This window comes from Mycobacterium sp. GA-2829, assembly GCF_001499965.1.
Lineage (GTDB): Bacteria > Actinomycetota > Actinomycetes > Mycobacteriales > Mycobacteriaceae > Mycobacterium.
The window spans coordinates 42,882-69,771 of sequence record NZ_LQIT01000022.1; the positions used below are offsets into that span (position 1 = coordinate 42,882).

24 protein-coding genes and 1 tRNA gene are annotated in these 26,890 nt (G+C 69.4%); 16 read left to right on the plus strand and 9 right to left on the minus strand.

All coding sequences use genetic code 11. The features are described 5' to 3' along the window. The first annotated feature begins 69 nt into the window (after positions 1-69). The 7 genes from cysD to AU194_RS14675 all read left to right on the plus strand — a co-directional run bounded on the left by cysD (position 70) and on the right by AU194_RS14675 (position 7,741). Positions 70-999 (plus strand): sulfate adenylyltransferase subunit CysD, encoded by a 930-nt coding sequence (gene cysD, locus AU194_RS14645; RefSeq protein WP_059089985.1) that lies wholly within the window; start codon positions 70-72, stop codon positions 997-999. A 1-nt stretch (position 1,000) separates the two neighbouring features. Further along, positions 1,001-2,851, plus strand: coding sequence for a sulfate adenylyltransferase subunit CysN (cysN, locus tag AU194_RS14650; RefSeq protein WP_059089986.1), 1,851 nt, complete (start codon positions 1,001-1,003; stop codon positions 2,849-2,851). Beyond that, complete coding sequence (locus tag AU194_RS14655; RefSeq protein ID WP_059089987.1) at positions 2,848-3,576, plus strand: 3'(2'),5'-bisphosphate nucleotidase CysQ; 729 nt, start codon at positions 2,848-2,850, stop codon at positions 3,574-3,576. The genes cysN and AU194_RS14655 overlap by 4 nt, the downstream gene beginning before the upstream one ends. Positions 3,577-3,590: 14 nt before the next feature. Then, positions 3,591-4,190: a cysteine hydrolase family protein gene (locus AU194_RS14660; protein WP_059089988.1), complete on the plus strand. Its 600-nt coding sequence runs from the start codon at positions 3,591-3,593 to the stop codon at positions 4,188-4,190. Positions 4,191-4,262: 72 nt separating this feature from the next. Next, positions 4,263-4,751, plus strand: coding sequence for an RrF2 family transcriptional regulator (locus tag AU194_RS14665; protein WP_059089989.1), 489 nt, complete (start codon positions 4,263-4,265; stop codon positions 4,749-4,751). Then, on the plus strand, positions 4,748-6,337 hold the full coding sequence (locus AU194_RS14670; protein WP_059089990.1) for a threonine/serine exporter ThrE family protein: 1,590 nt from the start codon (positions 4,748-4,750) through the stop codon (positions 6,335-6,337). Before AU194_RS14665 ends, AU194_RS14670 begins: the two co-directional genes overlap by 4 nt. A 30-nt stretch (positions 6,338-6,367) precedes the next feature. Beyond that, on the plus strand, positions 6,368-7,741 hold the full coding sequence (locus tag AU194_RS14675) for an MFS transporter (protein ID WP_059089991.1): 1,374 nt from the start codon (positions 6,368-6,370) through the stop codon (positions 7,739-7,741). On the opposite strand, the gene AU194_RS14680 is transcribed toward AU194_RS14675, so the two are convergent. From AU194_RS14680 to AU194_RS14700, 5 genes are all read right to left on the minus strand, one after another. Then, positions 7,738-8,127 (minus strand): VOC family protein, encoded by a 390-nt coding sequence (locus AU194_RS14680; protein WP_059090026.1) that lies wholly within the window; start codon positions 8,125-8,127, stop codon positions 7,738-7,740. The two genes, AU194_RS14675 and AU194_RS14680, sit on opposite strands and share 4 nt — an antisense overlap. Before the next feature lie 99 nt (positions 8,128-8,226). Beyond that, positions 8,227-8,475, minus strand: a complete 249-nt coding sequence (locus AU194_RS14685) for a hypothetical protein (RefSeq protein WP_059089992.1) — start codon at positions 8,473-8,475, stop codon at positions 8,227-8,229. A 141-nt stretch (positions 8,476-8,616) separates the two neighbouring features. Then, the gene (locus tag AU194_RS14690; protein ID WP_059090027.1) at positions 8,617-9,516 is read right to left on the minus strand and encodes a DUF4097 family beta strand repeat-containing protein; all 900 of its coding nucleotides are present in this window, start codon (positions 9,514-9,516) and stop codon (positions 8,617-8,619) included. 20 nt (positions 9,517-9,536) lie between these two features. Then, positions 9,537-10,181, minus strand: a complete 645-nt coding sequence (locus AU194_RS14695; RefSeq protein WP_059089993.1) for a response regulator transcription factor — start codon at positions 10,179-10,181, stop codon at positions 9,537-9,539. Next, a complete protein-coding gene (locus AU194_RS14700) occupies positions 10,169-11,470 on the minus strand; it encodes a sensor histidine kinase (RefSeq protein WP_059089994.1) in 1,302 nt (433 codons plus the stop codon). Before AU194_RS14700 ends, AU194_RS14695 begins: the two co-directional genes overlap by 13 nt. A 103-nt stretch (positions 11,471-11,573) precedes the next feature. Here AU194_RS14700 and AU194_RS14705 point away from each other — a divergent pair, with 103 nt between their 5' ends. Then, positions 11,574-12,455 (plus strand): LLM class flavin-dependent oxidoreductase, encoded by an 882-nt coding sequence (locus tag AU194_RS14705; protein WP_059090028.1) that lies wholly within the window; start codon positions 11,574-11,576, stop codon positions 12,453-12,455. A 2-nt stretch (positions 12,456-12,457) separates the two neighbouring features. Next, positions 12,458-13,129 (plus strand): DUF899 domain-containing protein, encoded by a 672-nt coding sequence (locus tag AU194_RS14710; protein WP_059089995.1) that lies wholly within the window; start codon positions 12,458-12,460, stop codon positions 13,127-13,129. 67 nt (positions 13,130-13,196) lie between these two features. Here AU194_RS14710 and AU194_RS14715 read toward each other — a convergent pair whose 3' ends face one another. Continuing rightward, positions 13,197-13,679 (minus strand): hypothetical protein, encoded by a 483-nt coding sequence (locus AU194_RS14715; protein ID WP_059089996.1) that lies wholly within the window; start codon positions 13,677-13,679, stop codon positions 13,197-13,199. A 340-nt stretch (positions 13,680-14,019) separates the two neighbouring features. On the opposite strand from AU194_RS14715, the gene AU194_RS14720 reads away from it, so the two are divergent. Then, the gene (locus AU194_RS14720; RefSeq protein WP_059089997.1) at positions 14,020-15,180 is read left to right on the plus strand and encodes a serine hydrolase; all 1,161 of its coding nucleotides are present in this window, start codon (positions 14,020-14,022) and stop codon (positions 15,178-15,180) included. A gap of 3 nt (positions 15,181-15,183) precedes the next feature. Here the strand turns inward: AU194_RS14720 and AU194_RS14725 are convergent, their stop codons facing one another. After that, a complete protein-coding gene (locus tag AU194_RS14725) occupies positions 15,184-17,169 on the minus strand; it encodes a SpoIIE family protein phosphatase (protein ID WP_059089998.1) in 1,986 nt (661 codons plus the stop codon). A 104-nt stretch (positions 17,170-17,273) separates the two neighbouring features. Then, positions 17,274-17,346 (minus strand) — tRNA-Arg (locus tag AU194_RS14730). Positions 17,347-17,450: 104 nt separating this feature from the next. On the opposite strand from AU194_RS14730, the gene argS reads away from it, so the two are divergent. From argS to rho, 6 genes are all read left to right on the plus strand, one after another. Then, on the plus strand, positions 17,451-19,103 hold the full coding sequence (argS, locus tag AU194_RS14735; protein WP_059089999.1) for an arginine--tRNA ligase: 1,653 nt from the start codon (positions 17,451-17,453) through the stop codon (positions 19,101-19,103). 35 nt (positions 19,104-19,138) lie between these two features. Beyond that, on the plus strand, positions 19,139-20,527 hold the full coding sequence (gene lysA / locus AU194_RS14740; RefSeq protein WP_197417629.1) for a diaminopimelate decarboxylase: 1,389 nt from the start codon (positions 19,139-19,141) through the stop codon (positions 20,525-20,527). Beyond that, on the plus strand, positions 20,520-21,842 hold the full coding sequence (locus AU194_RS14745; protein ID WP_059090001.1) for a homoserine dehydrogenase: 1,323 nt from the start codon (positions 20,520-20,522) through the stop codon (positions 21,840-21,842). The genes lysA and AU194_RS14745 overlap by 8 nt, the downstream gene beginning before the upstream one ends. After that, complete coding sequence (gene thrC, locus AU194_RS14750) at positions 21,839-22,921, plus strand: threonine synthase (RefSeq protein ID WP_059090002.1); 1,083 nt, start codon at positions 21,839-21,841, stop codon at positions 22,919-22,921. The genes AU194_RS14745 and thrC overlap by 4 nt, the downstream gene beginning before the upstream one ends. Positions 22,922-22,933: 12 nt before the next feature. After that, on the plus strand, positions 22,934-23,878 hold the full coding sequence (gene thrB, locus AU194_RS14755) for a homoserine kinase (RefSeq protein WP_059090029.1): 945 nt from the start codon (positions 22,934-22,936) through the stop codon (positions 23,876-23,878). 292 nt (positions 23,879-24,170) lie between these two features. Then, on the plus strand, positions 24,171-26,198 hold the full coding sequence (rho, locus tag AU194_RS14760) for a transcription termination factor Rho (RefSeq protein WP_059090003.1): 2,028 nt from the start codon (positions 24,171-24,173) through the stop codon (positions 26,196-26,198). Positions 26,199-26,257: 59 nt separating this feature from the next. On the opposite strand, the gene AU194_RS14765 is transcribed toward rho, so the two are convergent. After that, complete coding sequence (locus AU194_RS14765; RefSeq protein ID WP_059090004.1) at positions 26,258-26,863, minus strand: TetR/AcrR family transcriptional regulator; 606 nt, start codon at positions 26,861-26,863, stop codon at positions 26,258-26,260. Positions 26,864-26,890 lie beyond the last annotated feature (27 nt).

Genomic DNA, 26,890 nt, shown 5'->3' on the forward strand with positions numbered 1-26,890 from the left:
CTGATCACGCCGGTAATTTCCGGTAATCTGCGTAATCTGGCAAGATCGACCAACTTAAAGAGGTAAGCGATGACAGCCGCTCAGGTCGCCGCACCGGAGCCGGGCCAGTACGAGCTGAGCCATCTGCGCTCGCTGGAGGCCGAGGCCATCCACATCATCCGCGAGGTCGCCGCCGAGTTCGAACGCCCGGTGCTGCTGTTCTCCGGCGGTAAGGACTCGATCGTCATGCTGCACCTGGCGATCAAAGCCTTCGCCCCGGCGCGGCTGCCGTTCCCGGTCATGCACGTCGACACTGGCCACAACTTCGACGAGGTCATCGAAACCCGCGACCGGCTGGTCGCCGAGAACGGCGTCCGCCTCGTCATCGCCTCGGTGCAGGAAGACATCGACGCAGGCCGCGTGGTCGACAACGGCCCGTCGCGCAACCCGCTGCAGACCGTCACTCTGCTGCGCGCCATTCGGGAGAACCGCTTCGACGCGGCCTTCGGCGGAGCGCGCCGCGACGAGGAGAAGGCCCGCGCCAAGGAGCGGGTGTTCAGCTTCCGCGACGAGTTCGGGCAGTGGGATCCGAAGGCGCAGCGGCCGGAGCTGTGGAACATCTACAACGGCCGCCACCGCAAGGGTGAGCACATCCGGGTGTTCCCGCTGTCCAACTGGACCGAGTACGACATCTGGGCCTACATCGGCGCCGAGGGCATCACGCTGCCCGCCATCTACTACGCGCACACCCGCCCGGTGTTCCAGCGCGACGGCATGCTGCTCGCGGTGCATCCGTTCATGGCGCCGCGCGACGGGGAAGAGGTCTTCGAGACCAGCGTGCGGTTCCGCACCGTCGGCGACGTCACCTGCACCGGCTGCGTCGAATCGACCGCGTCGACCGTCGACGAGATCATCGCCGAGACCGCGGTGTCGCGGCTGACCGAACGCGGCGCGACCCGCGCCGACGACCGCATCTCCGAGGCGGGGATGGAAGACCGTAAGCGCGAGGGGTACTTCTGACATGACGACGCTTCTGCGCATCGCCACCGCCGGATCGGTCGACGACGGCAAGTCCACCCTGATCGGCCGGCTGCTGTACGACAGCAAGGCCGTGATGGAGGATCAGCTTGCCGCCGTCGAGCGCACCTCCAAGGAACGCGGGAACGACTACACCGACCTCGCCCTGGTCACCGACGGGCTGCGCTCCGAGCGCGAACAGGGCATCACGATCGACGTCGCCTACCGCTACTTCGCCACGGCAAAGCGGAAATTCATCATCGCCGACACCCCGGGCCACATCCAGTACACCCGCAACATGGTGACCGGCACGTCGACCGCACAGCTGGCGATCGTGCTCGTCGACGCCCGCCACGGATTGCTCGAACAGTCCCGGCGCCACGCGTTCCTGGCGTCGTTGCTCGGTGTCCAGCACATCGTGCTGGCGGTCAACAAGATGGACCTGATCGACTGGAATCAGGAGAAGTTCAACGACATTCGCGACGAGTTCCACGCGTTCGCCGCACGCCTGGACATCCACGACGTCACCACGATCCCGATGTCGGCGCTGCAGGGCGACAACGTCGTCACGAAATCCGACAAGACCCCGTGGTACGACGGACCCGCGCTCCTGAGCCACCTCGAAGAGGTCTACATCGCCGGTGACCGCAACCTGACCGACGTCCGGTTCCCGGTGCAGTACGTGATCCGGCCGCAGACCCGCGACCACGCCGACCACCGCAGCTACGCCGGTACCGTCGCCAGTGGCGTGATGCGGGTCGGGGACGAGATCGTCGTGCTGCCCAGCGGCAAGACCAGCAGCATCACCGCGATCGACTCGCCGACCGGTCCGGTCACCGAGGCGTTCCCGCCGATGGCGGTGTCGGTCAGCCTCGCCGACGACATCGACATCTCCCGCGGCGATGTGATCGCCCGGGTGAGCAACCAGCCGCACGTGAGCAACGAGTTCGACGCGACGGTGTGCTGGATGGCCGACGCCAGTGCGCTCGAACCCGGCCGCGAGTACCTCATCAAGCACACCACCCGGGTGACCCGCGTGCGGGTGGCGGCGCTGGACTACCGCCTCGACGTCAACACGCTGCACCGCGACAAGTCGGCCACCGCGCTCAAACTCAACGAGCTCGGGCGCGTCACGCTGCGCACCCAGCAGCCGCTGCTGCTCGACGAGTACTCGCGCAACGCCGCGACCGGGTCGTTCATCCTCATCGACCCCGACACCAACGGCACCGTCGCCGCGGGCATGGTCCGCGACACCACGCCGGTGGCCAACCGCAGCGCCACCCCGAACACGGTGCGCCATCAGTCGCTGGTCAGCGCCCAGGACCGCCTGTCGAAGGGCCGCACCGTGTGGTTCACCGGCCTGTCCGGGTCGGGCAAGTCGTCGGTGGCGATGCGCGTCGAACAGAAGCTGCTCGAACGCGGTTGTCCGGCATACGTTCTCGACGGGGACAACCTGCGGCACGGGCTCAACGCCGACCTCGGCTTCTCGATGGCCGACCGGGCCGAGAACCTGCGGCGCCTGGCCCACATCGCGACGCTGATGGCCGATTCCGGGATGACCGTGCTGGTGCCTGCGATCAGCCCGCTGGTCGAACACCGCGAACTGGCTCGCGCCGTGCACACCGACCAGGGCTACGACTTCTTCGAGGTGTTCTGCGACACCCCGCTGGAGGACTGCGAACGGCGGGATCCCAAGGGCCTCTACGCCAAGGCCCGCGCGGGGGAGATCACCCACTTCACCGGTATCGACAGCCCGTACCAGCGGCCGAAGAACCCGGACCTGCGGCTCACGCCCGATCGAGACGTCGACGCACTGGCTCAGCAGGTCATCGACATGCTCGACGGCGCCCGGTGAACGACCACGAACTGGCCGCCCGGTTGGCCACCCGCGCCGGTGATCTGCTGCTCGACGTGCGCGCGGAGTTCGCCGGCGCGACCGTCGAGGAACGAAAAGCCGCGGGCGACAAGCGGTCCCACGACTTCTTGATGGCCGAGCTCACCGAGCAGCGCCCCGGCGACGCCGTGCTGTCCGAAGAGGGCGCCGACGACCCCGTCCGGCTGCGGTCTGAGCGGGTGTGGATCGTCGACCCGCTCGACGGCACCCGCGAGTTCTCCGAACTCGGCCGCGAGGACTGGGCGGTGCACGTGGCGCTGTGGCAGTCCGGTGAACTGGTCGCCGGCGCCGTCGCCCTGCCCGCGCAGAACACCACGCTCGCCACCCCCGAGGTGGCGCTGCCCCGCCCGCACGACGGGCCGCCGCGGATCGTGGTGTCGCGCACCAGGCCGCCGGCGATCGCGCTCGCGGTGCGCGACGCCCTCGGCGGCACGCTGGTCGAAATGGGTTCCGCGGGAGCGAAAGTCGCATCCGTCATGCAGGGCTTGTCGGATGTGTACGTGCACGCAGGCGGGCAGTACGAGTGGGACTCGGCCGCACCGGTGGCCGTCGCACGCGTCGCCGGCTTGCACACCTCACGCATCGACGGCTCCCCGCTGGTCTACAACCGCGAGGACCCGAGGCTGCCCGATCTGGTGGTGTGCCGGCCGGAACTGGCCGAGGCGGTACTCGCGGTGACCCGCTGAGTAGGCTCACACTCGTGGCGAATCCAACTCTGCGTGTCCTGGCCGACCTGCCGCAGCAGCCGGTCAACCTGTCCCAGTCGACGCTGGTGCTCATCGACTGCCAGAACACCTACACCCGCGGCGTGATGGAACTCGAAGGCGTGCAGGCCGCGCTCGAGGAGGCGGCCTCGCTGCTCGACCGGGCCCGCACCGCGGGCATCCCGGTCATCCACATCCAGCACTCCGACGGCCCGGATTCGCTCTACGACATCGAGGGGGAGAGCGGTGCGATCGTGCCGCTGGTCGCCCCGCGCGAGGGTGAGCCCGTCATCGTCAAGAACTATCCGAACTCGTTCGTCCAGACCGACCTCGACGACCAGCTCAAGGTCGTCGGCGCCTCGAATCTGGTGCTGGCCGGCTTCATGACGCACATGTGCGTGAACTCGACCGCGCGCGGCGCGTTCAACCTCGGCTACGCGCCGACCGTCGTCGCCGCCGCGACCGCGACGCGCGCGCTGCCCGGGCTGGGCAGCGACGACACCGTGCCCGCGGCGGCGCTGCAGACGGCGAGCCTCGCCGCGTTGGCCGATCTGTTCGCGGTGGTGGTCCCCAGCGCGCAGGACATCCCCGACTGAAGCTGGATTGTCGGACTCCTCAACGCGGCTCCTCCGTCGCCGCTTGATCGTCGTCCGACTAGCCTGGCCATCATGCGGATGTCGGCCAAGGCGGAGTACGCCGTCCGGGCCATGGTGCAACTGGCCACGGTCGACGACGGTGTGCTCGTCAAGACCGACGATCTGGCTAAGGCGCAAGGCATTCCGGCGCAGTTCCTCGTCGACATCCTGTCCGACCTGCGCACTGACCGCCTGGTGCGCAGCCAGCGCGGCCGCGACGGCGGCTACGAACTGGCGCGTCCCGCGGCCGACATCAGCATCGCCGACGTCCTGCGGTGCATCGACGGGCCGCTGGCCAGTGTCCGCGACATCGGGCTCGGTGACCTGCCGTACGCCGGTCCGACCGCCGCCCTGACCGACGTGTGGCGCGCGCTGCGGGCCAGCATGCGCTCGGTGCTCGAACAGACCAGCCTGGCCGACGTGGCCGCGGGTGCGCTTCCCCAGCACGTGGCGTCGATGGCCGGTGACTACCTCGAGCAGGAGCGCAAGCGAGGTCACCGCACCCGCGTGGAGTCACGGTGACCGCTGAACGCTCCGACGGCACGGCCCGGCGCCGCCGTGCCCTGAATTTGTACCTGCGCGGCCGCCGCGACCCCCCGTCGGGAGCCGGGCAGCGCAGGCGTGTCTCCGGTGGGCTCGACGACCGGCACACCCGCAAGGTCCTCGACCTGACGATCCGCCTCGCCGAGGTGATGCTGTCCTCCGGGTCGGGCACCGCCGACGTCGTCGCCACCGCACAGGACGTCGCGCAGGCCTATCAGCTCACCGACTGCGTCGTCGACGTCTTCGTCACCACGATCTTCGTCTCGGCGCTGCCGACCGCCGACAGCCCACCCGTCACCATCGTGCGGGCGGTGCACGCGCGGTCGACCGACTACTCGCGGCTGGCCGAACTCGACGAACTGGTGCGGCGCATCACCTCGGGCGGCGTGTCCGTCGACGAAGCCCACGACGCGATGGACGAGCTGAGCGAGCGGCCGCACCCGTACCCCCGCTGGGTGGCCACCGCCGGCTGGGCCGGCTTCGCGCTCGGCATCGCGATGCTGCTCGGCGGCAGCTGGCTGACGTGGATCATCGCCGCCGTGTCATCGGCGCTGATCGATCGCGTCGGCCGGATCCTCAACCGGAGAGGCACCCCGTTCTTCTTCCAGCAGGTCGCCGGCGCCTTCATCGCGACGATGATCGCGGTCGGGGCCTATCTGTACTTCGGTCTCGGACCGACCGCGCTGGTCGCCACCGGGATCGTGATGCTGTTGGCCGGGATGACCCTCGTCGGCTCCGTGCAGGACGCGCTGACCGGGTACATGGTCACCGCCGTCGCGCGGCTCGGGGACGTGCTGTTCCTCACCCTGGGCATCGTCGTCGGCATCGTGGCCGCTCTCCAGGTGGCAGCCCTGGCCGGTATCCAGATCGAGCTCCACGTCGACGCCACCGAGTCGTTCGTGATGCCGAACCGACCGGTCACGATCGCGCTCGCGGTGCTGGGGGCGGGCCTGGCCGGGGCCTGTCTGACCATCGCCAGCTATGCCCGGTGGCGTTCGGTGCTGACCGCGGCGGTCGCCGCGGCATCGGCCGAACTGCTGATCATCGGCCTGGCTGCCGGTGGGGTGGGCGGTGTCGTCGCCACCGGCACCGCCGCGGTCGGGGTCGGTTTGCTCGCCACGCTGATCTCGATTCGTAGGCAGGCGCCTGCCCTGGTCACCGCGACCGCGGGCATCACCCCGATGCTGCCCGGTCTGGCAGTCTTCCGCGCGGTGTTCCTGTTCGCCGTCGACAAGAACGTTCCCGCCGGGATCGCGCAGGCTCTGGGCGCGGCCGCGATCGCGCTGGCGATCGGCGCGGGTGTGGTGATGGGTGAGCTGCTCGGCTCGCCGCTGCGTTACCGCGCGGGCCGTCTCGGTGCTTTCCTGCGGGTGGAAGGGCCGCCCGGACTTCGCCGCGCGGTGGGCAATGTGGTTGCCCTGCGGCCCTCGGCCGATCAGCAGCAGGGGCGCACCCCGCACCGTCGTTCGTTGAGCGTCGCGCTCGAACCGGAGTCCGCCGGTACCACCGACGAGGACACCGGTGACGTTTCGGGCCCCCCGAGTGGGGAACAGCCGGAGCGGTAACGTCGGGCGGCGACTACGAGGAGGAATCAGTTGAACTCCGAAGAAGCTCGACAACCCGCCCCCGAACGGGAAGCCAGCCCGGCGGTTCTGAAGAAGGCGATCACCGCCTCGGCCATCGGCAACGCCACCGAGTGGTTCGACTACGGCATCTACGCCTACGGCGTGAGCTACATCTCCGCGGCGATCTTCCCCGGCGACGCGGCCAACGCGACGCTGCTGGCGCTGATGACGTTCGCGGTCTCGTTCCTGGTCCGCCCGCTCGGCGGATTCGTCTGGGGCCCGCTCGGCGACCGGCTCGGCCGCAAGCGGGTGCTGGCCATCACGATCGTCCTGATGGCCGGTGCGACGTTCTGCGTCGGCCTGGTTCCCAGCTACGCCACGATCGGGATGTGGGCACCGTTCCTGCTGGTGCTCCTGCGCATGGTCCAGGGCTTCTCGACCGGCGGTGAGTACGGCGGCGCCGCGACGTTCATGGCCGAGTACGCCCCGAGCCGTCGCCGCGGTCTGCTCGGCAGTTTCCTGGAGTTCGGGACCCTCGGTGGATTCTCGTGCGGCGCCCTGCTCATGCTCGGCTGCTCGCTGGTGCTGACCGACGACCAGATGCACAGCTGGGGTTGGCGGTTGCCGTTCCTGGTCGCCGCACCGCTCGGCCTGATCGGGCTGTACCTGCGGAGCCGGCTCGAGGACACGCCCGTGTTCCGGGAGCTGGAGGAGGAGGGCGCCACCGAGCAGGAGACCTCGACCCAGTTCCGCGACCTGCTCGCGCGTTACTGGCGGCCGATCCTGCAGCTCGGCGGTCTGGTCGTCGCGCTGAACGTGGTGAACTACACGCTGCTGACCTACATGCCCACGTATCTGGAGACGCAGATCGGGTTGAGCGCGGATCAATCGCTGATCGTGCCCGTGATCGGGATGTTGTCGATGATGGTGTTCGTCCCGTTCGCGGGGCTGCTCAGCGACCGGGTGGGACGCAAACCGATGTGGTGGTTCTCGCTGATCGGTCTGTTCGTGGCAGGGGTGCCGATGTTCCTGCTGATGGGCACCAACATGGCGGGCGCGGTGATCGGGTTCGCGGTGCTCGGACTGCTGTATGTGCCTCAGCTGGCGACGATCTCGGCGACCTTCCCGGCGATGTTCCCCACCCACGTGCGCTATGCCGGGTTCGCGATCGCCTACAACGTGTCGACGTCGCTGTTCGGCGGCACCGCCCCGGCCGTCAACGACTGGCTGACCTCGAGCACCGGCGACATGCTGTTCCCCGCCTACTACATGATGGGCGCGTGCGTGATCGGGGCGATCGCGCTGCTGAAGGTGCCCGAGACCGCGCGGTGCCCCATCGGCGGCACGGTCACGCCAGGCACCGAGGAGGCGCCCGATCCGGTGCCCTACGAGAAGGTGTCCTAGCCGCCGGACCCGTAGGGGCGGGTGATGATCTCGAGCTGGTGTCCCGACGGGTCGGGGAAGTACACGCCGCGGCCGCCGTCGTCGTGGTTGATCTCCCCGGGCCGACGGCCCAGCGGATCGGCCCAGTGCCGCAGACCCCGCACCCGGATGCGGCCGTAGATCGCGTCGAACTCGTCTTCGGACACCAGGAAGGCGTAGTGCTGGCGCTGCACGGTCACCTCGGGTGCCACCTGCATGTAGTCGAGTGTGACGCCATGGTCGAGCTGCACCGCGAGGAACGGCCCGACCTCGCGGGCCGGGGGCAGACCGAACACCTCGGTGAAGAAGTCGGCGGACTCCCGACGGTCCTTCGCGCCGACGATCGTGTGGTTGAACGTGATGGCCATGGCCACCTCAGTGAAGCAGTCACGGTTCCGCGGCGGCAAGAGTCGACGGCACGAAAAAGGGGCCACCCTCAACGGGTGGCCCCTCGGGGGGTTCCGGGGTCAGCGGACGGTGACGTAGACGACGCGGTCGTCGTTGTCGTACCGGACCGAGACGATGCTGGACTGGTCGAGCGGCTTGACCATGCCCTGGTGGTTGACCCGCACCGCGTAGCCGCGGTCGTCGAGTTGCGCGATGGCGTTCTCGGCGTTACCGGGTCCGGCCGGGGCGGCCTGGGCGGGGGCGGCCAGGCCCAGCAGGGCGGTGGTGGCGGCGCCGGCGAACAGGGTGGTGGCTGCGAACTTCGTCATCTTTCTCACTTCTCTGGCTTGGTGTTCGAGCCGTGGCGGTCGTCGCGGTTCGGACGTTTTCGTTGTTTCCTGACTGGTAGAACCGGCACGTCGTGCCGATGATTTCCGTTGGCAGCGATTGACCCGCGATTGGCAGGATCGCTACCGCGAACGGCGCCAGCCGCCGTCGCTCTCCTCGATCACCACACTCCCGTTGTCCGAACGTGCGGTGATCTCGCCGGCCGCCTGGGCCGGGTTCGAGGTCTCCGGTACCCGCACCCGGGTGTAGTCCCCGGACTGCGCGCGGATGAGGTAGGGCCCGCCCTGGGGCAGCCCGAGTGCGATGTCGCCGCTGCGGGTGACCGCCTCGACGGTCTCGGGGGCGGCGTCGCGGAAGTCGACGGCGATGTCACCCTCGGATGTGGTGGCGGCGAACCGTTCCCGCACCGAGATGGGGTCCCGCGCGGTGACCTCCCCGTCGACGGTCTGCACCTCCACCCGGCGAGCGGATCCGCTGAGGATCACCGCGCCGTCGGTGGTGTGGGCGATCAACTCGTCGACGTCGGCCTGCGCCAGTACGACGCCGGTCTGCTGCTGGGTGCGGACGCTGAGGCGGCGCGCCTGCTCGGGCGGCAGCGTCACGGTGATCTCACCGCCGCGGGCCCACCCGAAGGTGGGCGACGGCTGCCCCTCGAGGACGATCCGGGTCTCGGGTCCTGCGGTGGTGGTGGCGAGCCGGTGATCCCCGCCGCCGGAGGTGTTGACCAGACGCAGGCTCGCCCGCGCCTCGCGGGCGTTCGGGTCGGCCGATATCCGGATCGCGACCGGGATGTCGGCGGTGTCGACGACCAGCGACCGCATCGTCGCAGGCAGCGTCTGGCTGTCGCTGAGGACCCGCACGGTGCTCAGCCCCCACGCGGTCACCGCGAGCGCCGCGACACTGCCGACCACCAGCACGGCGGCCACGGCGACCAGGACACCCCGGATCGCGGTGCGTCCGCCGGCAGACAGGGCGGGCGGCTCACCGACCGGGGCGGGAGGTGGGGGCGCCATGATTGTCATCGGGGATTCCTTCCGCGCGTTCATGATTCGAGGTACCGCAGGACGGCCAGCACCCGGCGGTTCTCGGCGTCGTCGGGGGCGAGGCCGAGCTTGGTGAAGATCGAGGCGATGTGTTTCTCGGCCGACCCGACCGAGATGTGCATGTGGCCGGCGATGCCCGAGTTCGTCTTGCCTTCGGCCATGAGTTGCAGCACCTCGTGCTCCCGCGGGGTCAGCTGGTCGAGGACCGCGCGACGGTGGCTGCGCACCAGGATCTGGGACACGACTTCCGGGTCGAGCACGGTGCCGCCGTTGCCGACCACCTCGACGGCGTCGAGGAAGGCGGGTACGTCGGCGACGCGGTCTTTCAGCAGGTAGCCGAAACCCTTTGTGTCCGAAGCGATCAACTCGGCCGCATAACGTTGTTCGACGTAGTGTGACAGGACGAGCACCGGCGACTCCGGATTCTGGGTGCGCAGCAGCGCGGCGGCGCGGATGCCCTCGTCGGTGAAGGTGGGCGGCATCCGCACGTCGAGGATCGCGAGGTCCGGACGGGTGTCGTTGACCAGGCGCAGCAGGTTGGTGGCGTCGGGGACACCGGCGACCACCTCGTGGCCCGCGTCGGCGAGGATGCGTTCGATTCCGGCGCGCAGCAGGGCGGAATCCTCGGCGATCACGATCCGCATGGCAGCACCGCCGTGACGATGGTGGGGCCGGTGGCGGGGCTGGAGACACTGAACGTGCCGCGCGCCGCGCGCACCCGTTCGTCGAGCCCCCGCAGGCCGGTGGCGTTCTCGTCGTCGGTGATCGACGCACCGCCGCGGCCGTCGTCGAAGACCGAGACGTGCAGGGTGTCGGACTGCTCGTCGAGTCGCACCGTGATCACCGCCTGGGTGGCCCCGGCGTGTTTGGCGATGTTGGTCAGCGCCTCGGCCACCACGAAGTAGGCGACGGACTCCACCTCGTCGGGTAGCCGGCGCGGCAGGTGCAGGTCGAGTGTCGTTGGCACACCGGAGTTCTCGGCACGCTGCACGACCGCCGAAAGGGCGGCGTCGAGTCCGCGGTCGGCGAGGATCGTCGGCGCGATACCGCGCACCACGTTGCGCAGTTCGACCAGTGCGTTCTTCGCTTCGTCGTGCGCCTCGGCGATCAGCTGCCGGGCCGCGGGCAGATCGGTGTCGAGTTTGGTCTGCGCCAGGCCGATCGCCATCGCCAGGGACACCAGCCGCGGCTGGACGGTGTCGTGCAGGTCGCGTTCGATGCGGTGACGTTCGGTCTGCGCCGACGACACCGCGCCGGCCCTGGCGTCGCTGAGCGCGCTGACCTCGTATTTCAGTGCGGCCGTGGGGGACGGGGTGAGTAGCCAGCGGTCGATGACCGCGTCGATCCGGGGTGCGAAGACCAGGATCGCGATCGACGCCGCGACCGCCACGACGGCCAGCGGCCACGCGAGGGCGGGCGGGAGGAACGCCAGGCCCGCGGCGTCGTCGCTGGCGTCGATCGCATGCGCGGCGGCGGGCGCCAGGAACCCGAAGGCCAGGAGTGCGAACGCCAGCGCGGTGGCGAGGATGTCGTAGGTCAAACGTAGGTAGTGGTGGGCCAGGATCTTCCAGAAGCGGGCGCTGCTGACGTCGAGCCACAGCTGGTGCGCCCAGCCCTGGAATCCGGTGTAGGGCGTGGGACGGCGGAACGGCTGACCGATGCCCAGCCCGAACACCGCTTCGCTGCGCACCCGCTCCACCCGGTCGATACCGCGCACGAGGTACACGAAAACCACTGCAGCCAAGAGGAATCCGATCACCGAAGGGATCGAGGACACACCGATGACGAAGAGTCCGAGCGGAATCCAGAACCACACCGCGCCGAGGGCGGCGCCGACGACCATGGACGCGGTCGCGACGAGGCCTGCGGTGCGGCGTGGGGCCTGCGCGGGTGCGTCCGGCGCGTGCGGGGGGCTTGCGGAGATGGCGACCATGCCTCCAACTTATGGAGTGCGCGTGCGGTGCGACACAGCGTTTTCCGCCGAGTCGGCCGGGGGTTAACCCCCGGATGCCAGAATCGCGGGTGTGCGCATCGGAATGACGCTGCCCGTGATGGAACCCGATCTGGATCGCGCGACGCTGCGCGACTGGGCACGGGCGGTCGACGAGGGCCCGTTCTCGGCCCTGTGCTGGGGTGAGCGGATCGCTTTCGACAATCCCGACAGCTTGACGCTGCTGGGGGCGGTGGCGGCGTGGACCGAACGGGTCCGGTTGGTGACGACGGTGATCGTGCCGCAGCTGCACGATCCGGTGCTGCTGGCCAAGGCGCTCGCGACCGGCGATCTGGTCAGCGATGGCCGCTTGACGGTGGGGATCGGGGTCGGCGGCAGGCACGAGGACTACGCGGCCGTCGGCGCCGATCCGGCCACCCAGACGATGCGCCAGATGGCCGACCGTGTCGCGGTGATGAAGCGGGTGTGGGCGGGGGAGAAGGTCACCGATTCGGTGCTGCCGGTCGGCCCGCCCCCGGTGCAGCCGGGCGGCCCGCCGCTGCTGGTCGGCACGATCGGACCGAAGACCGTGCGCAGCGCGGCAGCCTGGGCCGACGGGATGGCGGGCACGATCCTCGATCTCGACCCGGTCAAACAGGACGAGCTGTTCGATGTCGCGCGCACCGCGTGGGCCGAGGCCGGGAAACCGGAACCGCATCTGGCGACGTCGTTCTGGTTCGCCCTCGGGGAACCGGAGGAGGCGCGCGTCCAGGTGCACCGCCACCTGCGGCGCTACATGAACTGGATACCGGGTGAGTTCGTCGACGCGATGGCGCCGACGACCGGTTTCGCGGGCACCGAGGACGATCTGCTGGCACTGCTCGACCGGTTCGAGCGGATCGGCACCGACGAGGTGCACCTGATTCCGACGAGCGCGGATTCGGATCAGCTCAAACGCGTCGCCGACGTGGTGCGGGACCGGGGGTAGCGGTGGCCACCGACCCGCTCCCGCCGATCGTCTCCCGCGACGAGTGGGAGCGGGCGCGCGCCGAACTGCTGTTGCGGGAGAAGGAACTGACCCGGCTCAAGGATGAGGTGAGCGCGGCGCGACGCCGCCTGCCCATGGTCGAGGTGACCGAACCGTACGTGTTCGACACCGAGAGCGGCCCGTTGGCACTGGTCGACCTGTTCGACGGCAGGCGGCAGCTGATCGTGCAGCACTTCATGTTCGGCCCGGACTGGGAGCAGGGCTGCGAAGGCTGCTCGATGATGGCCGACCACCTCGGCCCGCTGTCGCACCTGCACGCCAAGGACACGTCGCTGGTGCTGGTGTCACGCGCGCCGGTCGGCAAGCTGCTGGCCTTCCGCGACCGCATGGGCTGGGACCTGCCGTGGGTGTCCTCCGGCGCGTCGACGTTCAACGAGGACTACGGCGTCACCGTGGACGGCGAGGAACGCCACGGCATCAGCGTCTTCCTGCGGCACGGCGATCGTGTGTTCCATACGTGGTCCACCTACCGCCGCGGTGAGGAGCCGTTCATGCTCGTCTTCGACCTGCTCGACCTCACCCCCTACGGCCGTCAGGAGACGTGGGAGGACTCACCCGACGGCTGGCCGCAGCGCCCGCCGTATGAGTGGATGCGCCTGCACGACGAGTACTGACCGCAGACACGACAGTGGCCGCCTCGCGTGATGCGAGGCGGCCACGATCGTCTGGTTCAGCGCCGGATCAGAATCCGATCTTCGGCAGCTTCAACGGATTGTTGGGCGGACCCAGGTTCAGCGGGTTGTTCGGCGGCCCGAGCTTCGGGGCGGGCAGGTTCACGCTGGGCATGCCGACGCCGGGCACGTTGACCGCGGGCGGGTTCAGGATGAACGGCACGCTGATGTCGGGCACCACGTCGGGGAGCACGAAGTCCGGAAGGCCGACCGAGACCGGGACGCTGGCGTTGGCCTCGACGGGCGACGGCAGGTTCGCGACGTTCTTGGCCACCTCACGGGACCAGGCCTCGGGAATCTGGATCGGCGCCTTGTTGGCCGTGTTCTTCTTCTCCGCAGGCTTCTCCTCCGGCGCCCGCTCACAGGCGGCCGGGTCGGCGCACTCCGGATTCGCGACAGGTTCGGCTGCGGCGACCCCCACGCCCAGGAACCATGCCGGCAGGCCGACGACACCGACGATCGATGCCCCGGCGAGTACTCGTTTGATATCCACAATCAACCCCTCAGTAGGAAATCGCTTAGATCGTATCCCTAATGCGCAAATCGCGCTGCCGCTTACTTCCTCCGGACCCCCGATACGACGGCGTTCGCCCTGCCCCGGGAGCCCCCTGGCGATCTGCGCAAATGTGCTCAACCATCGACTTCGAGGCGAACTTCGACTTGCGGCAAACGCCTCCCTTTCGGGTGCCCTCCGATCGTTGCAGACAGAAGCTCTGGTCATGGAGGCCAGCAAATTCAGCGTCAAGGACCTTCGAGCGTTGCGGACGTGGGGTGTGAGGCTGCGGTGCGATATCGGACTCATTTGTTGCGTTAGCTGGATAGGCTCTCGCCACATGCGAGTTCGTCGACGGCTGGCGGCGCTGACGCTGGCAACAACCGCCTTCGTCGCCGCGCCGCCGGTGATGGCGCAGGCACCGGATCTCACCGCCGCACTCGACCGGGCGATCGAGGCGCGGCTGGCCCAGATGGGCGTCCCCGGCGCGATCGTCAGCCTGTCGATACCCGGAGAGATCGACTACGTGAAGGCGTTCGGCGTCGGCGACACCGCGACCGGTGCGCCGATGCTGGTCGACGACCACACCCGCATCGGCAGCGTCACCAAGACGTTCACGGGCACGGCGATCCTGCAGCTGGTCGATCAGGGCCGGATCCGGCTGAGCGATCCGATCTCCCGGTACGTCGAGGGCGTGCCGTCGGGCGACGTGATCACCCTCGACCTGCTGGGCCGGATGCGCAGCGGACTGCCCGACTACACCGAGACCGACGCTTTCATCGACCGCGTCTACCGCGAGGCGCCGACCGGGCCGGACGCGTTCACCGCCACGCCGCGCGAACTCGTCGACGCCGCGTTCACCCAGCCGCGGAACTTCCCGCCGGACACCGACTACGAGTACTCGAACACCAACACGGTGCTGCTCGGGATGGTGGTCGAGAAGGTCACCGGGATACCGCTGGGCGGCTACCTGCAGCAGCACGTGTTCGGTCCGCTCGGCCTGACCCAGACCAGCTACCCGGTCAACGGCCTGCTGCCGGCGCCCTACCCGCACGGCTACAACAAGGCGCCCGACGGGCGGATCCTCGACACCACGCTGTGGAATCCGTCGTGGGCCGATGCCGCGGGCAAGATCGTGTCGAACGCCTCGGACATGCGGATCTGGGCGCGGGCGCTGGGGCAGGGGACGCTGTTGCGGCCCGAGACGCAGGCCGCGCGGGTGAGCGGCGGGTCGGAGGTCGTGCCGCGCGTCCGCTACGACTTCGCGATCTTCACCGTCCAGGGGTGGCGCGGTCACAACGGCGACATCCCCGGCTACGCGACGGTGGCGGTGTATCTGCCCGAACGCGACGCGACGCTGGTGGTGTTCGTGAATTCCGATGTGCCCGAACCGCATTCGGCGGGACAACTGGCCTACGTGGTCACCGAGGTGGCCACCCCGGGCAATGTGTACGAACTCGGCCCGCAACCACCTCAGCTGATCGACGAACCCGACGAGTGAGGGTCAGCCCGCCGTCGCCTCGGCGGGTTCACGCCGCAACACGACGGCCGTCACGTCATCGCGATCGAGATCACCGTTCGCGCGGGCGCAGAGCGCGTCGACGAAAGCCTGTGCGCTGTTGCCGTATCGCCGCGCGCACTGCGTCACCGCCTCCGACAACTGTTCGACGGATCCGCCCCACAACTCCATCACCCCGTCGCTGACCAGAAGGATCGCGTCCCCGGGCCGGAGCTCTCCGCGCTCCTCACCCCACCCGCTGTCGAGCCCGACGGGCAGACCGCTGGACGCTGCTCGTTCCACGCGCCCGGACCCGGTGCGGACGATGAAGTGCAAGCCGTGGCCGGCGTCGGTGAACCGGAAGTCACCGGTGACGAGGTCGACGAGCACGTAGGTCAACGTGATGAACGCGCTGGTCCGCTGCAGGTCATGGTCGACGACGCCCGCGACGCGGCTCACGGCGGCCGATGGGCTGAGCTGGGGATCGTTGGAGCGCAGCGCCGCTCTGGTCGCCGCGGCGAGCATCCCGGCGCCCACGCCCTTGCCCATGACGTCACCGAGGCTGAGCACCGCGTGCGGGGCCTGCACCCGGATGTCGTAGAAGTCGCCGCCGACCTGTCTGGCGGGCACCGAGGCCGCGCCCGAACTCCATCCGGGGGTGTGCGGCAACGTACCGGGGAGCAGGGCGCGCTGCACCTCCGCGGCGCGTTCGAGTTCCTGTTCTTCGAGGCGACGTGCGCGCATCGCCTCGGTGATGTCGTAGAACTGCAGCGCAAGCGTCCTGGTTCCGCTCTCGTCGCTGATGGGGGAGATGCTGACGTTGAGGATCCGGTCGGCGTCGGTGGTCAGTGTCAGACGCGCGTTGCCTTCGGTGAGGGCATCCGCCTCGGCGGACAGCGCGGTGATCGCCTCCGTGCCGAGCAAGGCGGCGAGATCAGGCGAGGCGTCGGCCAGTCCGGGAATGATCGCGACCGCAGAGTCGTTGGCGCGCAAGACCCTCCACGACGCCGCGCCCCGTTCGGCGATCAGCATCCCGGCGACGGAGGTGTCGAAGATCCGGCGGAACAGCTCCTCGCTCTCGTTGAGGCGCTCGGCGGTCGCCCGCTCCTGCCCCACGGCGAGTGAGAGCGAGAGGAAGACCAGCACCATCGACAGCTCGAAGACCTGGAGAACGACGTTGCCGGTGTCCGGCGCGAGGAGACCGAAGGCGAACGGTCCGGTGTTGTTGGCGCTGCCCGCCGAGGCGATCACGGCGATCACCAGCATGAGGAGAACCAGTTGTCGGGTGGTCAGCCGCATGGCCACCCACACCAGCGGCATGAACGGCAGGAACGACAGCGGCATCCCCGGGTTGAACGCGAACACGAACGTGATGAGCCCGAGCGCGATGACGACCTGGGCGACCGTCTCGCACAGGCCCGCCTGCCGCGGGCGTTTCGGCAGGTGCATGAACAGCGGAACCAGCAGCATCATCCCGGCGGCGTGCTTGGGCGCCGACGTCACCAGGCGCTCCCAAGCTTCCGCGGAATCCGCGACCAACAACGTCAGGCCCGACCCGACGAGGTCGTAGACGACCGCGGCCGAGACCACAGCCACGAGCAGGCGGCCGAGGTCCCGCGGTGCGGACAACGTCGGGAGGCGGTCGTCCCGGCCTCTGAGGATCAGAGTGCCGACGATCATCTCGAGGCCTACGGTCAGCGCAAGCGCGACCGCCAGTGGAGTCGGCCGCCCCGCCCACAGCAGCAGCGGAAAGGTGATGGTCGCCACCGCGCCGGCCAGCGCCCATACGTGTCGACGCGGGAAGCGGATGCCCAATCCGAGCGCGATTCCAGCGGCCGGCCACCACGCCGTCGAGGCGAGCGCGGTCGGCTGGGTGACCAGCGACAGCCAGCCGACCACCAGAATGGCCAGGAAACAGCCGACGACGAATGCGGCGGACGGAGTGGTCGAGCGAACCTGCTGATCTCCCAGCGCCCCCTGATCAGGATTCACCTGATCACTTCTACACCCTGATCACATCGAATGCGCGGGACTCGGGGGCGGTCGTCAAAACCGGCTGGAGAAGTGCCCCAGTTAACCGGGAGTGAGGAAGTGGGTGCCCCCGGCAGGATTCGAACCTGCGGCCTTCTGCTCCGGAGGCAGACGCTCTATCCCCTGAGCTACGGGGGCGCTTTCGTTGAAGAACTGCGCCGTTGGGCGTGCACAGCGTAACGCATCCCGGCGACGGATACGGATTCGGGCGTTGACCACCCCAGACCATAGGATGGACCCCCGTGACACCCGCCGACCTCGCCGAGCTGCTCAGGACCACCGCGACCGCTGTGTTGACCGAGCGCGGCCTCGACACCGCCGCCCTGCCCGCGAGTGTCACGGTCGAGCGTCCCCGCAACCCCGAGCACGGCGACTACGCCACCAACGTGGCGCTGCAGCTCGGCAAGAAGGTCGGCGCGAACCCCCGGGAACTCGCGGGCTGGCTCGCCGAGGCCCTGACCGCGGCCACCGGCATCGCCTCGGCCGAGGTGGCCGGACCGGGCTTTGTGAACCTGCGCATCGAGGCGTCGGCGCAGAACGTGATCGTCGGAGACATCATCACCGCGGGCACGGGCTACGGGCACTCCGCGGATCTGGCCGACCGCAGCGTCAACCTCGAATTCGTCTCGGCCAACCCGACCGGACCCATCCACATCGGCGGCACCCGCTGGGCCGCCGTCGGCGATGCGCTGGGCCGGCTGCTCGCCACCCAGGGGGCGGCCGTCACCCGGGAGTACTACTTCAACGACCACGGCTCCCAGATCGACCGGTTCGTCAACTCGCTGATCGCCGCCGCCAAGGGCGAGCCCACCCCCGAGGACGGTTACGCGGGCACCTACATCGGCGACATCGCCGCCCAGGTGCTCGCCAAGGATCCCGGTGCTCTCGAGCTGCCCGAGGACCAGATGCGGGAGGCGTTCCGGGCCATCGGCGTCGACCTGATGTTCGACCACATCAAGCTCTCGCTGCACGAATTCGGCACCGACTTCGACGTTTTCACCCACGAAGACTCGATGCACACCAGCGGGCGCGTCGACGAGGCGATCGCGAAGCTGCGCGACAACGGCGCGATCTACGAGAAGGACGGCGCCACCTGGCTGCGCACCACCGACTTCGGTGACGACAAGGACCGTGTCGTCATCAAGAGCGACGGCAACCCCGCCTACATCGCCGGCGATCTGGCCTACTTCCTGGACAAGCGGCAGCGCGGTTTCGACCTGTGCATCTACATGCTCGGCGCCGACCACCACGGCTACATCGCGCGGCTCAAGGCCGCCGCGGCCGCGCTCGGCGACGATCCGGACACCGTCGAGGTCCTGATCGGCCAGATGGTCAACCTCGTGCGCGACGGCCAGCCGGTCCGGATGAGCAAGCGGGCGGGCACCGTCATCACCCTCGACGACCTCGTCGAGGCCATCGGCGTCGACGCCGCCCGCTACGTGCTGATCCGCTCGTCGGTGGACAGCCCGATCGACATCGACCTCGAGTTGTGGTCGTCGGCCTCCAACGAGAACCCGGTCTACTACGTGCAATACGCGCACGCGCGGATGTCGGCACTGGCCCGTAACGCCGCAGATCTCGGCGTCGTCGCCGACACCGGGCATCTCGATCTGCTCACCCACGACAAAGAGGGCACGCTGATCCGCAACCTCGGCGAGTTTCCCCGGGTGCTGCAGACCGCGGCCGCGCTGCGCGAACCGCACCGGGTCTGCCGCTACCTCGAGGATCTCGCGGGCGACTACCACCGGTTCTACGACTCCTGCCGGGTGCTGCCCCAGGGTGACGAGGAACCCGCGGATCTGCACCGGGCCCGGCTCGCACTGTGTCAGGCGACCCGGCAGGTCGTTGCGAACGGGCTGGCGATCCTCGGCGTGAGCGCACCGGAGCGGATGTGAACGCCCATCCCGCCGGACCCCGGCACGCCGAAGAGATCCACCACGGTGGCGCCCCGCCGCGTCCGGGCTCCCCGGCCGAGGTGCTGCAGATCGCCCCGAATGTGTGGCCTCGCAACGCGGTTCGCGGTGACGACGGGGTGGTGTCGATCGCCGGTGTCGCGGTCACCGACATCGCCGCCGAATTCGGCACCCCGGTCTTCATCGTCGACGAGGACGACTTCCGGTCACGCTGCCGCGAGATCTCCGCGGCCTTCGGGGGCGGCGAGTACGTGCGTTACGCCGCAAAGGCCTTCCTGTGCACCGAGGTGGCGCGCTGGATCGACGAGGAGGGGCTCGCCCTCGACGTCGCCAGCGGCGGCGAACTCGCCGTCGCGCTGCGCGCCGGTTTCCCCGCGGGGCGGATCGCGTTGCACGGCAACAACAAATCGCATGTCGAGCTGACGCAGGCCGTCGAGTCGGGCGTCGGGCACGTCGTCGTCGACTCGATGATGGAGATCGACCGGCTGGACAAGATCGCCGCCGCGGCGGGCACCGTGCAAGACGTGCTGATCCGCGTCACCGTCGGCGTGGAAGCCCATACCCACGAGTTCATCTCGACCGCCCACGAGGACCAGAAGTTCGGACTGTCGCTGGCCAGCGGCGCCGCCCTGGCCGCGGTGCGGCGGGTGTTCGAGACCGACCACCTGCGGTTGGTGGGCCTGCACAGCCACATCGGCTCCCAGATCTTCGACGTGGCGGGGTTCGAGATCGCCGCCCACCGCGTGATCGGCCTGCTGCGCGACGTGGTCGCCGAGTTCGGCGTCGACAAGACCGCGCAGATGGACACCGTCGACCTCGGTGGCGGTCTCGGCATCTCCTATCTGCCGCAGGACGATCCGCCGCCGGTGGCCGACCTCGCCGCCAAGCTGACCGCGATCGTGCGCGAGGAGTCCGCCGCCGCGGGTCTGCCCGCCCCGAAACTCGTGGTCGAACCGGGCCGCGCGATCGCCGGGCCGGGCACGATCACGCTCTACGAGGTGGGCACCGTCAAGGACGTGGCCATCGCCGCCGACCGGCATCGCCGCTACGTCAGCGTCGACGGTGGCATGAGCGACAACATCCGCACCTCGCTGTACGGCGCCGAATACGACGTCCGGTTGATCTCGCGCACCAGCGACGCCGACCCCGCGCTGAGCCGGGTCGTCGGAAAGCATTGCGAGAGCGGCGACATCGTCGTGCGCGACACCTGGATCTCCGGCGACGTGACGCCGGGGGATCTGCTCGGTGTGGCCGCGACCGGTGCGTACTGCTATTCGATGTCGAGCCGTTACAACCTGATCGGCCGTCCCGCGGTGGTGGCGGTGCGCGACGGGCACGCGCGCCTGATCCTGCGCCGCGAGACGGTCGACGATCTGTTGAGTCTGGAAGTGAGTGGTGATGAGTAACGAGAAGCCGGTAGGCGTAGCGGTTCTGGGCCTGGGCAATGTGGGCGGCGAAGTCGTCCGCATCATCGAGCAGAGCGCAGCCGACCTCGCCGCACGCGTCGGCGCCCCGCTGGTGCTGCGCGGGGTGGGTGTGCGCCGGGTGGCCGACGACCGCGGTGTGCCCGCCGATCTGCTCACCGACAACATCGAGGAACTGGTGTCGCGTGAGGACGTCGACATCGTCGTCGAGGTGATGGGCCCGGTCGAACCGGCGCGCAAGGCCATCCTCTCCGCACTCGAGCAGGGCAAGTCGGTGGTCACCGCGAACAAGGCGCTGATGGCCCAGTCCGCCGGTGAACTGGCCCAGGCCGCCGAATCCGCCCGCGTCGACCTGTACTTCGAGGCCGCGGTGGCGGGTGCGATCCCGGTGATCCGCCCGCTGACCCAGTCGCTGGCCGGCGACTCCGTGCTCAAGGTCGCCGGAATCGTCAACGGCACAACGAATTACATCCTCTCGGCGATGAACGACACCGGTGCCGACTACGCCGACGCCCTGGCCGACGCCAGCGCGCTCGGATACGCCGAGGCCGATCCGACCGCCGATGTCGAGGGGTACGACGCCGCAGCCAAGGCCGCCATCCTGGCCTCCATCGCCTTCCACACCCGGGTCACCGCCGACGACGTCCACCGCGAGGGCATCACCCGCGTCTCCGCCGAGGATTTCCAATCCGCCCGCGCGCTGGGTTGCACGATCAAACTGCTGGCGATCTGCGAACGACTCACCGCCGACGGCGCGCAGCAGACCGTGTCGGCGCGCGTCTACCCGGCGTTGGTCCCGCTGGACCACCCGCTGGCGGCGGTCAACGGCGCCTTCAACGCGGTGGTCGTCGAGGCGGAGGCCGCGGGCCGGTTGATGTTCTACGGGCAGGGCGCAGGCGGTGCGCCGACCGCGTCCGCGGTGATGGGGGACCTCGTGATGGCCGCGCGTAACCGGGTCCAGGGTGGCCGCGGGCCGCGCGAGTCGAAGTACGCCAAGCTGCCGGTTTCGCCGATCGGGGTCATCCCGACGCGCTACTACGTCAACATGAACGTCGCCGATCGCCCCGGTGTGTTGTCCTCGGTCGCAGCGGAATTCGCCAAGCGTGAGGTCAGTATCGCCGAGGTGCGCCAGGAGGGCGTCGTCGACGAGGGCGGCCAGCCCTGCGGCGCGCGCATCGTCGTGGTCACCCACCGTGCGACCGATGCCGCACTCTCCGAAACCGTCTCGGCCCTGGCCGATCTCGACGCCGTGCAGAGCGTGAACAGCGTGCTGCGCATGGAAGGAACGAACGAATGAGCACGCCCGTCAACGCGGTGCACCGGCCCTGGCCGGGTCTGATCGAGGCCTACCGCGACCGGTTGCCCGTCGGCGCCGACTGGACGCCCGTCACCCTGCTCGAGGGCGGTACCCCGCTCATCCACGCAAAGCGGCTCAGTGAGTTGACCGGCTGCACAGTGCATCTCAAGGTCGAGGGCCTCAACCCGACCGGATCGTTCAAGGACCGCGGCATGACCGTGGCCGTCACCGAATCGGCGGCCAGCGGTAAGCAGGCGGTGCTGTGCGCGTCGACCGGCAACACCTCGGCCTCGGCGGCGGCGTACGCGGCGCGGGCCGGCATCACCTGCGCGGTGCTGATCCCGCAGGGCAAGATCGCGATGGGCAAGCTCGCCCAGGCGGTCATGCACGGCGCCAAGATCATCCAGATCGACGGCAACTTCGACGACTGCCTGGAACTGGCCCGGAAGCTGACCGCCGACTTCACCACCGTCGCGCTGGTCAACTCGGTGAACCCGTACCGCATCGAGGGGCAGAAGACCGCCGCATTCGAGATCGTCGACGCGCTCGGCACCGCTCCCGACGTGCACGCCCTGCCGGTGGGCAACGCGGGCAACATCACCGCGTACTGGAAGGGTTACACCGAGTACCACCGCGACGGGCTGTCCGACCGCCTGCCGCGCATGCTCGGGACCCAGGCCGCGGGTGCCGCTCCGCTGGTCAGCGGTGAACCCGTCAAGAACCCCGAGACGATCGCGACCGCGATTCGCATCGGCGCACCCGCGTCGTGGTCGTCGGCCGTGGAGGCCCAACAGCAGTCCGACGGCCGGTTCCTGGCCGCCACCGACGAGGAGATCCTGGCCGCTTACCACCTGGTGGCCCGCGCCGAGGGCGTGTTCGTGGAACCGGCGTCGGCGGCCAGCATCGCCGGTCTGCTCAAGTCCATCGAGGACGGCTGGGTCGCCAAGGGTTCGACCGTGGTGTGCACCGTCACCGGTAACGGCCTCAAGGACCCCGACACCGCGCTCAAGGGCATGCCCACCGTCACGCCGCTGGCGGTGGACCCAGTGGCGGTGGCGGCCGAGCTCGGTCTGGTCTGACGGGGCGTGTCGGTGACACAGACGCTTCCCGCGGGGCTGACGGCGACGGCCACCGTCGCGGCCTCCAGCGCCAACCTCGGACCCGGTTTCGACAGCCTCGGCCTGGCACTGAGCCTCTACGACGAGATCGTCGTGGAGACAGTCGAATCCGGCCTGACCGTCACCGTGGAGGGGGAGGGGGCCGGTCAGGTCGCCCTGGACTCCTCACACCTGGTGGTGCGGGCGATCGAGGCGGGTCTGCGGGCGACCGGATGCACCGCCCCCGGGATGGTGGTCCGGTGCCGCAACGACATCCCGCACTCCCGCGGCCTCGGCTCCTCGGCGGCCGCCGTCGTCGGTGGCCTTGCTGCCGCCAACGGCCTTGTGGCGCAGACTGATTCGCCTCCGATGACCGTCGAGCAGCTGGTCCAGATCTCCTCGGCGTTCGAAGGTCACCCGGACAACGCCGCCGCGGCCGTACTCGGCGGCGCGGTGGTCACCTGGACCGAGGGATCCGGCGCCCAGGCCCGCTACTCGGCGGCGCCGTTGCGGCTGCACCCCGATATCCACCTCTTCCCGGCCGTCCCCCAGGTGCGGTCATCGACGGCCGAGACCCGGGTGCTGCTGCCCGAGCAGGTCAGCCACACCGACGCGCGGTTCAACCTGAGCCGGGCCGCGCTGCTCGTCGTGGCGCTCACCGAGCGGCCCGATCTGTTGATGGCCGCCACCGAGGATGTGCTGCACCAACCGCAGCGGGCGGCGGCGATGCCGGCCTCGGCGGAATTTCTCCGGGTGCTGCGTGGTTGTGGTGTGGCAGCGGTGTTGTCCGGTGCCGGACCTGCGGTGCTCGCACTCAGCACCGGTCCGGACCTGCCCGCCGAGGCGGTCGAGTTCGGCGCCGCCCACGGGTTCACGATCGCCGAGATGGCGGTAGGGGACGGTGTGCGCTGGTCAAGCGGTGTCCCGGCGCACCGCTGAGGTTTGACACGCGTCACGCGAGTTGCGGGGGTTTCTTGCTTCCAGCACGTAAGCGGGTTATTCTCGCTTTCGTCCAGCAATCGCAGCGTCTCTGCCTGCGCCGACACTAGGACGACCCTCATCTTTCCCGTGTTTCACTCGTGGACCGACGGTTCGCCCAGTGGCGGCGGATCCCGGCGATCACCGTTGCACAGCCGACGGTGGAACCTTCGCGTTCGGCGAATCGCCTGAACGCCGAGGACATTTTGAGCCCTCGCGCAAACGCAATCAGCGAGGGAAAGAAAGGAATTCCGTGACCGATACGGACCTCTTCACGGCCGACAGCGCGCAGCGAACAGATTCGCCGAGCGTCGTGACCGCAGACTCTTCTACGGCGTCGGAGGCCCCGGCCGTCACCACGACGACCGCGGAGACCGCCCCGGGCGCCGATGTGGCGTCGGGTGACCGCGCCACCTCCCTGACCTCGATGGTGCTCCCCGAACTGCGTGTGCTGGCACGCCAGATCGGCGTAGAAGGCGCCTCCGGGATGCGCAAGAGCGAATTGATCGCCGCGATCCGCGAACGCCGCGGCGACGGCGGCGGCGTCAAGGCCGACTCCAAGGACGACTCCAAGGCCGACACCGCCGAGGCGCCGCAGACACCGCCGCGCCGCGAACGTCGCACCGCATCGCGCCAGGCCGGTTCCGCCGCGCCCAAGGCCGAGACCGCGGAGGCCGCCGCGCCGGCCGAGCAGCCCGCCGCCGAACAGCCCGCCGAGGCCAAGAACGACGGCAAGACCGAGGCCAAGGCCGAGCCGAAGGCCGAGCGCGCCAAGTCCGAGCGCCCGAAGGCGGACAAGACCGCTGAGCAGGCCGCGCCCGAGCAGCAGCCCAAGGGCGATCAGCCGAAGGGCGACCAGCCCAGGGGCGAGCAGCGCCGAGCCAAGGGCGACCAGTCCGACGGCAAGTCCGACGACCGGTCCGACAACGACCAGCAGCAGGGCCGCGGCAACAACGACCGCAACGCCGACCGGAACAACGACCGGAACTCCGACCGCAACCGGGACAATTCCGACGACGAGGACGGCGAAGGCCGCGGCGGGCGCCGCGGACGCCGGTTCCGCGACCGCAGGCGCCGTGAGCGCGGCGGCGAGGGCGGGGGCGGTGGCGAAACCGAGATCCGCGAGGACGACGTCGTCCAGCCGGTCGCCGGCATCCTCGACGTGCTCGACAACTACGCGTTCGTCCGGACCTCGGGATACCTGCCCGGGCCGAACGACGTCTACGTGTCGATGAACATGGTGCGCAAGAACGGCCTGCGCCGCGGTGACGCCGTCACAGGGGCGGTCAAGGTGCCCAAGGAGGGCGAAGGCGGCGGGCAGAACCCGCGCCAGAAGTTCAACCCGCTGGTGCGGCTGGACAGCGTCAACGGCGGCCCCGTCGAAGACGCCAGGAAGCGCCCCGAATTCGGCAAGCTCACCCCGCTCTACCCGAATCAGCGGCTGCGCCTGGAGACCACTCCGGAGAAGATGACCACCCGCGTCATCGACCTGATCATGCCGATCGGCAAGGGGCAGCGCGCGCTGATCGTGTCGCCGCCGAAGGCCGGTAAGACCACGATCATGCAGGACATCGCCAACGCGATCACCCGCAACAACCCGGAATGCCACCTGATGGTGGTGCTCGTCGACGAGCGTCCGGAAGAGGTCACCGACATGCAGCGCTCGGTCAAGGGTGAGGTCATCGCCTCCACCTTCGACCGGCCGCCGTCCGACCACACCACCGTCGCCGAACTGGCCATCGAGCGCGCCAAGCGCCTGGTGGAGCAGGGCAAGGACGTCGTGGTGCTGCTGGACTCGATCACCCGCCTCGGGCGCGCCTACAACAACGCCTCCCCGGCGTCGGGCCGCATCCTGTCCGGTGGTGTGGACTCGACCGCGCTGTACCCGCCGAAGCGCTTCCTCGGCGCCGCGCGCAACATCGAGGAGGGCGGCTCGCTGACCATCGTCGCGACCGCGATGGTGGAGACCGGCTCGACCGGTGACACCGTCATCTTCGAGGAGTTCAAGGGCACGGGTAACGCCGAGCTCAAGCTCGATCGCAAGATCGCCGAGCGCCGGGTGTTCCCGGCCGTGGACGTCAACCCGTCGGGCACCCGCAAGGACGAGCTGCTGCTCGGCCCCGACGAGTTCGCGATCGTGCACAAGCTGCGCCGCGTGCTGTCGGGTCTCGACAGCCATCAGGCCATCGATCTGCTGATGAGCCAGCTGCGCAAGACCAAGACGAACTACGAGTTCCTGGTGCAGGTCTCCAAGACCGCACCCGGGTCCGACAACGACTGACCCGTCGTACGAGAAGGCCCCCACCGCTCTCAGCGGGTGGGGGCCTTTTCGCTTGTCGGTCAGTCGACGGGGGCCGTCGTGAGACCCGGCATCACATAGCGCCGGACGTGGCGCAGCAGCGCGACCGGGTCGCCGGGGTCGAGCGTGTTGCCCGGCACCGTGGCCAGTGAGATCAGCGACCGCGCCACCCATTCCGAGGCTTCGGGGATGTCGGTGGCCGAGTGGATCTCGCCGCGGTCGCGGGCGGCGAGCAGGTAGCGGCTCCAGAATTCGGCCAGGTCGGGCACCAAACCCTGGACGCCGGCTCCGGCACAGGCGGCGAACTCCTCGGGTTCCTCCAGCCGCAGCTTCATGAGCAGGGCGCCGGGGTCGTCGTAGGCGCGACGCCCGTGCCGGATGCCGGCGACGATCTGGGCGGCGAGCCCGTCGATGGGTTCGAGCAGCGCGTGCGCCTCCGACCAGTACGCCTCGTCGAGGCGCACGATCGCCGCGCCCAGCAGCGACGCCTTGTCCGGGAAGTGTCGGTACAGCCATCCGCGGGAGACCCCGGCGGACTCGGCGACCTCGGAGACCGTGGTGGCGCGAATTCCCTTGGCGCGCAAGCAGGCTTCCGCGGCGTCGATCAGGCGGTCGCGCACCGTTTGCGGGGGCGTGGTCGTCGTCACCGGGTTCGGGTCCTCCTTCGCGCATTC